9 protein-coding genes are annotated in these 9,564 nt (G+C 42.6%); 6 read left to right on the forward strand and 3 right to left on the reverse strand.

Annotation, left to right across the window (positions count from 1 at the left end):
* Positions 1 to 45: 45 nt before the first annotated feature.
* Together Q0081_RS24695 and upp are read right to left on the reverse strand one after the other, a co-directional pair.
* Positions 46 to 1,992: a two-component regulator propeller domain-containing protein gene (locus Q0081_RS24695; RefSeq protein WP_298360057.1), complete on the reverse strand. Its 1,947-nt coding sequence runs from the start codon at positions 1,990 to 1,992 to the stop codon at positions 46 to 48.
* A 108-nt stretch (positions 1,993 to 2,100) separates the two neighbouring features.
* The gene (gene upp / locus Q0081_RS24700; protein WP_298360059.1) at positions 2,101 to 2,745 is read right to left on the reverse strand and encodes a uracil phosphoribosyltransferase; all 645 of its coding nucleotides are present in this window, start codon (positions 2,743 to 2,745) and stop codon (positions 2,101 to 2,103) included.
* A gap of 208 nt (positions 2,746 to 2,953) precedes the next feature.
* Between upp and Q0081_RS24705 the strand changes: the two genes are divergently transcribed.
* The gene (locus Q0081_RS24705; protein WP_298360061.1) at positions 2,954 to 3,769 is read left to right on the forward strand and encodes a polysaccharide deacetylase family protein; all 816 of its coding nucleotides are present in this window, start codon (positions 2,954 to 2,956) and stop codon (positions 3,767 to 3,769) included.
* A 26-nt stretch (positions 3,770 to 3,795) separates the two neighbouring features.
* Here Q0081_RS24705 and Q0081_RS24710 read toward each other — a convergent pair whose 3' ends face one another.
* Positions 3,796 to 4,941, reverse strand: a complete 1,146-nt coding sequence (locus tag Q0081_RS24710) for an acyltransferase (RefSeq protein WP_298360063.1) — start codon at positions 4,939 to 4,941, stop codon at positions 3,796 to 3,798.
* 84 nt (positions 4,942 to 5,025) lie between these two features.
* Here Q0081_RS24710 and Q0081_RS24715 point away from each other — a divergent pair, with 84 nt between their 5' ends.
* The 5 genes from Q0081_RS24715 to Q0081_RS24735 all read left to right on the forward strand — a co-directional run bounded on the left by Q0081_RS24715 (position 5,026) and on the right by Q0081_RS24735 (position 9,547).
* Positions 5,026 to 6,726, forward strand: a complete 1,701-nt coding sequence (locus Q0081_RS24715) for a hypothetical protein (RefSeq protein ID WP_298360064.1) — start codon at positions 5,026 to 5,028, stop codon at positions 6,724 to 6,726.
* A 163-nt stretch (positions 6,727 to 6,889) separates the two neighbouring features.
* Positions 6,890 to 7,234 (forward strand): hypothetical protein, encoded by a 345-nt coding sequence (locus tag Q0081_RS24720; protein WP_298360067.1) that lies wholly within the window; start codon positions 6,890 to 6,892, stop codon positions 7,232 to 7,234.
* Between the two features lie 99 nt (positions 7,235 to 7,333).
* Positions 7,334 to 8,176, forward strand: a complete 843-nt coding sequence (locus tag Q0081_RS24725; RefSeq protein ID WP_298360069.1) for an efflux RND transporter periplasmic adaptor subunit — start codon at positions 7,334 to 7,336, stop codon at positions 8,174 to 8,176.
* Positions 8,177 to 8,255: 79 nt separating this feature from the next.
* Positions 8,256 to 8,456 (forward strand): hypothetical protein, encoded by a 201-nt coding sequence (locus Q0081_RS24730; RefSeq protein WP_298360071.1) that lies wholly within the window; start codon positions 8,256 to 8,258, stop codon positions 8,454 to 8,456.
* A 32-nt stretch (positions 8,457 to 8,488) separates the two neighbouring features.
* On the forward strand, positions 8,489 to 9,547 hold the full coding sequence (locus Q0081_RS24735; RefSeq protein ID WP_310586528.1) for an efflux RND transporter permease subunit: 1,059 nt from the start codon (positions 8,489 to 8,491) through the stop codon (positions 9,545 to 9,547).
* Positions 9,548 to 9,564: the final 17 nt, after the last annotated feature.

A 9,564-nucleotide genomic window follows, 5' to 3' on the forward strand; every position in this document is an offset into this window, starting at 1 on the left:
AAACCCTCTCATTTTCTAAAAAATTAGAAAATCACATTGGGGCTATCAAATTCTATTTATGCTACCATAATTTGAATCATGCAATGGGGCTCTCAGCACCATAATTGAAGCACTACCCATAAAACTTCCAAAAAGCCCGTCTTTCACCGAAAATTGGCGAAAAACCTGTGTTTTTGTTTCATACACATACAAGTCGCCCTGCGTGCTAATCCACACATTTTGGGCCGCATCTATGTACAAATCATTGCATTGATTGACATTAAAACCGTCTTTTACCCCAAAATTTCGGAATTTTTTAGTTTCCACATCCAACACCGAAAGCCCGCCGCGAGCCGCGAGCCAAAGTCTTCCTTTTTTATCAAAGGCCATCCCCAACGCCACATTGAAGTCCTCATTGACGGTTTTTTCCTGAATAAAGTAGCTGATTTTATGGATTTTGGTATCGAAATAATTCAACCCTTTTCGCGTAGCTACCCACAAGTTTTGTTTACTGTCCAACAAAAGACGATTGACTACAAAATCAGAAAGACCCTGCTCCACACTGAACTGCTGCACCTTGCGACTTGTGGCGTCTATCCGCAACACCCCGCTGCTTGATGCTACCCACAAATTATTAGCAGCATCGGCCACCAAATCATAAATCACTTTGCCCGACCCATGAGGAAGAGTCTTAAATTCAAATTCCAGAAAAGTATCCTTGGCGGAATCATACCAAAACAGCCCGTCTTCGGTCCCAGCCCAGAGTTGTTTTTTTCGGTCAAAGTAGACCGAGCGCGTGTTCCAATGTTGGACATTGGGGCTTTTGTTCAGGTACGCTTTTATTAATTTTTGACGCCTGAAATCATATTTTAAAATACCGCACCCCCAGGAAGCCATCCACAAAATTGTTGAATCTTTGGAATCAGATTTAATTTCAAAAATGCTGTTGTCCACGTACGGATTTCCTAATTCCTGCAACGGCAATTTGAGGGAACAAATACGATTTTTCCCAAAAAATACCTTGCTTACCCCAAGTTGAGTGCTCACCCAAAGGATATTTTGAGAATCCAAATAAAAACTGTTGACAAACCGACTGACCAATCCTTTTTCAAGAGGAGGGTTCACCAACGCTTTGGTAAAAATCTTAGTGCGAGTATTAAATTGATAAACGCCTTTACCGAAAGTAGCGCACCACAAAATAGAATCTCCCGTCTGGTTTGGGAAAAACTCCACTTTTTTAACGACGGCAAAAGGCTTTTTAAAGGCACTTTGTTCGGGATAATACAACGAAAAAATCCCTTTTTGAACATCTAACGACTGCACGCCACCGCCGTCGCTTCCCAGCCACATTAATCCTTCCTTGTCTTCCGTAATGCTGTTGATGTAGTTTTTTTCGCTGTATTCTACCGTTGGATCTTCGTGTTGGTATTGGAGGTATTTATCGGTTTTGGGAAAGTACCGAAATACACCGCTGTGAATCGTACCTACCCAAATTGCGCCTTTTCGGTCTTTGTAAAGGGTTAAGAAATGATTCGTTTTTCGTTCACTGAGTTGGGTAGAAGTTAAACGGTTGGCAACCCAATCATACTTCATTAAACCCACTCCCTGCGCCGCAAACCAGATAGTACGCCCATCGGCACAAAGGGGCATGGATACCCAACGGCCGTTGTCTTCTTTTAAATAAATGTAATGAAAATTGTCACGGGCTTCGTCGTAATAGCACACGCCCGTTTCCATACTGATCCAAATTCGGCCCGTTGAGTCTGCCACAAGAGCGTAAAGGCGCTGCCCTCTGATACCGTTGGTATCGGTTGGGTTGTAGGGATAGTTTTTAAAATTCAGACCGTCATAACGGCTCAAACCATTGCGGGTCAAAATCCAAAGAAACCCGCGTTTGTCTTTGATGGCCCCTTCGGTAATATCGGAGGCGAGTCCTTCGCGTTGAGTATAATTATCAAAATTCAGTTGCTGCTGCGTTCGTGCCTTGTGCACAAAGACAAAAAGAAGGCTCAAAAGCAGCAGTTGGTTCGCAAGAAACCTTATAGGCTTTAGGTTCATAATTACCAATTTACATAACTATATTCTTGCAAACCTATAAGGTTTTAGGATAATCAATTGTTTCTACAATTTTTGCCCGAATGATAAATCGCCTGCATCGCCCAATCCGGGAACGATGTAGAAATGGGCATCCAATTTGACGTCAACGGCTCCTACCCACAGTCGACACTCCGGCATTCGGCTTTGGAGATACGCTACCCCTTCCGGACTCGCAATCACGGCCGCTATGTGCGTTTGGGCAGGAATCCCAAAGCGCAGAAGTGCGTGATACACTTTCTCAATCGAACGCCCCGTTGCCAGCATGGGATCCATCAAAATAAGCGTTCGGTCTTGCAGGTCAGGGGCGGTGATATAATCCATTTCCACTTCAAAATCTTCATCTCCAATGTGATGTCCTCGATAAGCACCGATAAATGCATTGTCGGCTTGGTCAAAAACATACAGAAAACCTTGGTGAAACGGCAAACTTGCCCGCAAAATAGTGGCCAATACGGGAGGTTGACGCAGCAGGCGAGTAGGGGCTACCCCAAGCGGGGTCGTTACGTCTACCTGACGATAGGGTAGCGATTTGGAAATTTCATAGGCCAACAATTCACCGACCCGTTCCAGGTTTCGGCGAAATCGCAGGCGGTCTTGCTGAATAGTTACGTCACGGAGTTCGGCCAAAAAATGATTAGCTACTGAGGGTTGTTGTGTAAGGATAAACATAGTTGAACGGGTAGTTTGCGCAGGAAGTAGGCGGATTAGTTTTAGGGCAGTACATTTGCGCAACGATAATACAAAGACATTCGTTGAAAACCAAAACCCGCTCTCAACAAAATATTCAATCTATAAACAGGAAGTTATGCGAGCTGAAATATGGATAAAAAATAAGTTTAGAGTTCCCCCAATGGGGGTTGGGGGGCTAAAAATTTGCATGAAAAATACAGCGTTTTTATGGTTGGTAATGAATGTAGGGCTTTGGGGATGCCACGAAGCTACCAAACCGCTGCCACCGGCGGGCATTGCTTTGTCATTCGACGACCGCTATGTAGAAGAATGGACGCGATTGCGCCCTTTGTTGAAAAAGTACAATGTACACGTCACTTTTTACGTCACCCAATTTGACAGTTTAACACCAAAAGAAGTAGCATTGCTTCACCAACTCCAACGCGACGGCCACGAAATAGGGGCACACGGAGCGGCTCACATACGGGTATTGGATTGGATGCGCGGAGGAGCCTCTTTGGATGATTTTTTTCGGTATGAAATTGAAGCGGAATTGATTTCCATGCGAAAAGCGGGTTTTCGACCCGTTACGTTCGCCCACGTAGGCGGACAGCAGACGTGGTGGACCGACCGCCGCCTATTGCGGGATTATTTCAAACTCCTTCGTGATGTTTCCATGACGGAACGTCGGTTACCTTTTTTTGTTTTTCGCCAACCCATTTTTGGCATTGATGAAATCTATTATCATTTCGACGGCGACCGCACCGTTCATTCACTGCTGATTGATCAATATACCAACATCACCGACGCGCAGCTGAAAGACGGATTGATACGGGCCAAAAATACGCAATCGGTTTTGATGCTGTTGGGGCATCATCCTCTGTTTACCCCTTCCGACGAGCCCTACGCTTTTTCAGTAGCACGGTTGGAAAAACTGTTGCAGGAAACTCAACGGTTAGGTCTGAAAACGTATACGATGTCGGAATTAGTAGAACACGGTGATATGGAAACACGGAGAAAGTAATTTTATTTCCCATCCCCCATTCCAATCTAATGCTTACTGAAGCGGTGCTTCAGGGTTAGAAAAGGAGTCTCAAAATATCGATACGACAAGGCAGACACGCCAATTGTCAGGGAGGCCGATAAAGGATACACAATGAGATTGAAAGTGAGCGGGGATAAATTTTCGCCCAAAGTCCAGTGGATAAGATGGACGCTCGCTACAATAAACGCCGTTTGATAGATATAAATACCGTAGGAGATTTTGCCGAGGTAGGAAATCCAACCGTATTCCAAATTGACGACCGAGCGGGGATTGGCGGCAAGGTTTAAAATAAAATAGCCAAAAAACAGCCCATAATACTCTAAATTGAGACCACTAATGTGAAACCCAGTCGCGAGCGAGAGGATTAGGGCACTATAGACGAGCAATTGTACGTCTTTTTGAAAAAGCACATTCAACACTTTTTCTTTTTTGTAATACACCAACATAGCGCAACCTCCACCGGTCATTAGGGTAATAATACGGAATTGGCTAAAGAAGAAACGGACAATTTCAGGCACGTTGTTTGCATATTGGGTATTGCCAACCCAACGGTAATAAATAAAGAAGACGGCGAAAGTTCCTAAACAGAAAACGGTAATGGTAAGCAGTAGTCGTTTCCAACTGAAATTTTTGACAATCCAGGGCCAAAGGTAGTAAAACTGCTCCTCTACCCCGATGGACCACGTTTGGGCGGCTAAGTAAGGAGAGTTATAAAGAATAAACCCAATATTGGGTAACACCAACAAAAAAAGCGACAAACGGCGGTAGAAATTGTGAGCCATAAACGAAATTTCGTTGTTTGGCGGAACAAAAAGCGGAATAGACGGAAAAACAAAAAAAGCCAGAATGACAATCAAAAAATACAGCGGCCAAATCCGCAAAATACGTCTAACGTAAAAATTTCGAGTATTAATGTGACCAAAACGGCCCCTTTCGTGTAACAAAAGATAGGTAATCAGAAACCCGCTGAGTACGAAAAATAAGTCAACTCCCAACTTCCCCATGTTTTTAATGAGGTGGTTATCGTAAAAATTCGGAACTTTGAAGACTTCTTTCACTTGTTCTATGTGGTGAATCAAGACCGAAAAGGCCGCAATAAATCGCACACCATTGAGGTTCGGGAAATACACTGTGTTGGAAGACTTACTCAAGAGGATAATCTATTATTGGAAATTGTTTAGCGGCCCGTGCCGATGACAAAATTAGCTTAATTTGCCCAAGTGATAACAAACGCTATGCAATTTAGAATTTATACGTTTCTCTTATTCTGGTCTTTCACCCTGCAAACAGCGGTAGCTCAATCCCAATTTCTACCACTCAACGATGATTATTATCACCTGATAGACCGTTATGAAATTCGCCGTAATCGACTCTCAGAAGACTTTCACATTGGAGTAAAACCTTTTCAGCAAGCGGCCGTCATCAACCTTTTGGACAGCATCGCCGCCGACCGTTCCATGCCGCTGAACGATACGGATTTTTTCAATTTGGAGTATCTGCGTCAAGACAGCTGGGAATGGTCAACCGACCAAACGCCTATGAGCCTAAAGCCATTTTGGAAACGATTTTATAAAAAACCTTCCGATTTTTATATCGTTCAAAACAAAAACTTTGACCTGCATCTCAGCCCGGTCACCCATTTGATTTTGGGCACCGAAAACAATTCCAAAGACTATTTGTGGTTGACTGCGCGCGGCGTAGAATTAAGAGGCACCATAGGTCGCAAACTAGGATTTTACACGTATGTTACTGACACACAGGGGATGTTTGGGCAATATGTTCGCAATTATACGCTGAATGTACGAGATATTTATCTGGCCTATCCATTGTACGTTGTACCGGGAGAAAGTTTAGTAAAAAGCTTACGTACCAATGCTACTGACTTTATTTCAGCACGCGGCTATATTACGATCAACCCTATCAAACAAATCAATATACAGTTTGGTCACGACCGAAATTTTCTGGGAAGCGGCTACCGTTCCATGTTACTTTCAGACTGGAGTTCTCCCTATCTTTTTCTGAAAATGACTACCCAATTAGGACGTTTTCAATACATGAATCTTTGGGCCGGCATGTTGTACAATCAGGATAACAGAACACCCGAAACTCCAATCAACAAAAAATACGCGGCCATTCATCACCTCAGTATTAATTTATCCAAAAATTTCAGCCTCGGGATTTTTGAAGCTGAAATGTATGGACGCAGCAATGGAAAATTAGACGCTAATTACTTTAATCCGATTATTTTTTATCGTTACCTCGAAACGTATCTTGGAAGTGCCGATAACGCTATGCTCGGAGTTGATGTACGTTGGAATTTCCTAAAACAGTTTGGTTTTTATGGTCAGTTCATGCTGGATGAATTCAAAACCTCTGAGTATTTCAGTAAAAAAGGTTCTTGGGGCAAAAAATTTGGCTTTCAGGCAGGAATTAAATACGTAGATGCCTTTAAGATTCCCAATCTCGACCTTCAGGCTGAACTTAATTTGGCACGCCCTTACACCTATGCACACAAATCAGGATTTACCAACTATGTCCACTTTGACTTACCATTGGCTCACCCGCTCGGAGCTAATTTTTGGGAAGTCGTCGGTTTAATCCGTTATCAACCCACTCGTCGCCTTACGGCTTACGGCACTTTTACCCGTTCTAAAAAAGGAATTGATATTGATGGGCGCAATTGGGGAGGGAGTATTTATCGTACTTATCAGGATGGCCGTCCGAGTGATATTAACAATTACATCGGTCAAGGCACCCCCGTAGATGTAACTTTTGCAGATGTGCGGATGTCCTACATGCTCAAGCACAACTTTTTTATTGATGGACGATTATTGATGCGAAATCAAACAAGCTCCTTTGAACCTCAAAATCTTAAAACGACCTCCGCTACCTTGGGATTTCGACTCAATATTCCTTATCGGCAGCAGGTGTTTTAATAGATGACTTAATCTTGTCCCTGAGCTCACGGCAAAATTGAATCGGAAACATTTAGGATCAAAACCTCTCAACGAAAAACAAGTTTCCTACGTTTATGTTGTACCTTTGCCAAAGATGCATTTTTTCAGAAAACATATCATCTTTCGTTCATTCTGGCTTTTGATGGCTTTACACATCCTCAATTGCAGTATTGATACGCCCGATGCCCAGCCAGATGCAATCCCTGAAAACCTAAGTTATAATGATATTGAAAGTATTTCAGAATTGGTATTGGAGCAAATACTGGGTTTTGAAAATGCCATTGCCGAACATGACGAACATGATACCGAAGATGGGGGTAGCTTTGAGATAGCCAAAATCTTGCTGTATTATCAACCATCCATTGAGTTTTCGATAAAACGCACCCTCTATTTCCCTTATCCAAAAACCATTCCTCTTAACTACGAGGATTTTTTTGCAACACAATTTCATCCTAAAATAGTGTCCCCTCCGCCCCAACAGGCGTAATCCAATTCCTTTATTATCCTTTTTGGGCTAATCTACTGATTAGCTACGGTTTAGCATTTATGGCTATACCCATGATTATCGTATTTTAATCTTATCAGAATGAAAAAAATATTCATGCTGACAGGCATTTATACTTGTCTGTTATTTCTATTGGCGTGTTCAACAGATTCTAAAACCGAACAAAAAGCCGAAGGGAAATTCCCCATAACCAACCCTATTTTGATAGATACTACTTACTCAAAAGAGTATGTGGCTACTATTCAATCACTGCAAAACGTAGAGCTTAGGGCCAGAATCAAAGGCTATATTGAGGCCATTTTTGTGGATGAAGGCAAGCCCGTAAGAGCAGGGCAGGTACTTTTTAGAATCAACAGTCAAGGCTACAAACAAGACCTTGTGAAAGCCCAAGCCACGTTGAAAAGTGCTACGTCCGAGGTGAAAACACTTGAATTGGAAATCAAAAACATCAAGTTATTGGTCGAACAAAACGTAATAGCTAAGTCAGATTTGGACATTACTGAATCAAAGCTGGAAGTCCTGAAAGCAAAAATTGAAGAAGCTCAGTCTGACGCTGCCAGTGCCCGATTGCAACTGTCTTTAACCGAAATCAAAGCTCCGTTTAGCGGCACAATCAGCCGAATTCCTAACAAAGTCGGCAGTTTGATAGATGAAGGAACACTGCTAACTACCATTTCCAACAACCAAGAGGTGTTTGCCTACTTCAATGTGTCTGAAAAAGAATACTTGGATTTTACGGCGCAAAACGAAGTGGATAAACGGCGCAATGTGTTGTTACTATTGGCCAATAATAGCCAGTATAAGGACAGCGGAGTCATCGAAACGATTGACAGCGAATTTGATAAAAACTCAGGAAGTATTGCTTTTCGTGCCAAATTCCCCAATCCCGAACAGGTACTTAAAAAGGGGCAAGCGGGAAGGTAAGACTAACCAATGAAATCAAAAATGCCCTAATCATCCCTCAAAAAGCCGTTTTTGAAATACAGGAAAAAACTGTGTCTATGTGGTAGATGCCCAAAATGCCGTGAGCGTGCGTGATGTCAAAATCCTACATCGTCTTCCTCAATTGTACGTCATTGAGTCAGGGTTGAGCGTGTGCGATAAAATCATTTACGAAGGAATTCAGAATGTAAATGACGGCGATAAAATCAAACCCGAACTCATGCCGATGCGGAAAATCATGACACAATTAGGTAAACAATAGTCTCATTAGTAGGGATTTAAAACAAAGATACTATGTTTAATAAATTCATTCACAGGCCATTACTGTCCATCGTAATTTCGGTCATTATTACGCTGTTGGGAGGCTTGGCATTGACTCGACTGCCCATGACTCAGTTTCCGAGTGTTGCCCCGCCAGAAGTAAACGTAACGGTAGAATATACAGGGGCAAATGCCGAAACAGTAACCAAAGCAGCACTTGTGCCACTTGAAAGAGCCATAAACGGAGTACCAGGCATGAAATATATGTCTTCTGACGCAGGAAATGACGGAGTAGGGGTTGTACAACTTATTTTTGAAGTAGGCACTAACCCCGACGTGGCCGCTGTAAACGTGCAAAACCGTGTAGCGGCAGTTATGGGCAAATTGCCTCCCGAAGTAACCAAAAATGGGGTAAATATTGCCAAAGAAGAAAATGCAATGTTAATGTATTTGAATATTTATAGTTCTGATACTGTCATGCAAGAAAAATTCTTGTACAACTTCGCTGACATTAACATTTTAGCAGAACTTAAAAGGATAAAAGGTGTGGGTTATGCTGATATTTTAGGTGCGAGGGAATACGCAATGCGTATCTGGCTAAGACCCGATAAAATGCTTACATATAATGTTTCTCCCGACGAAGTGCTGGAAGTATTAGAAGAACAAAATATCGAAGCTGCGCCAGGAAAAGTAGGTGAAAGTACCGACAAAACACCCCAAGCCTTGCAGTACGTCATCAAATACAAAGGCAAGTATAATACCAAAGAAGAATACGAGAATATTCCTATTAAGTCCAATACCGACGGGGAGATTTTGCGCATTAAAGACGTAGCCGATGTGGAGTTTGGGACTACTTATTTTGACGTCGAAGCCAAAATCAATGGTCGCCCCGCTGCCTCGATAATGCTCAAACAATTGCCAGGTTCCAACGCCAGTGAGGTAATTGCAAATGTCAAAAAGCGCATGGCTGAAATCAAAGGAACTACCTTTTATGGCGGTGTATCAAATGTAATGCTGCCTCTCCAAGTTGAATTGCCAAAAGCACCAACCAATCGCCAAGTTGTGCCACTTGTCCAATTTGGAAAAGGATAGCGACTTTCTGACCAGCC

This window comes from Runella sp., assembly GCF_027484545.1.
Lineage (GTDB): Bacteria > Bacteroidota > Bacteroidia > Cytophagales > Spirosomataceae > Runella.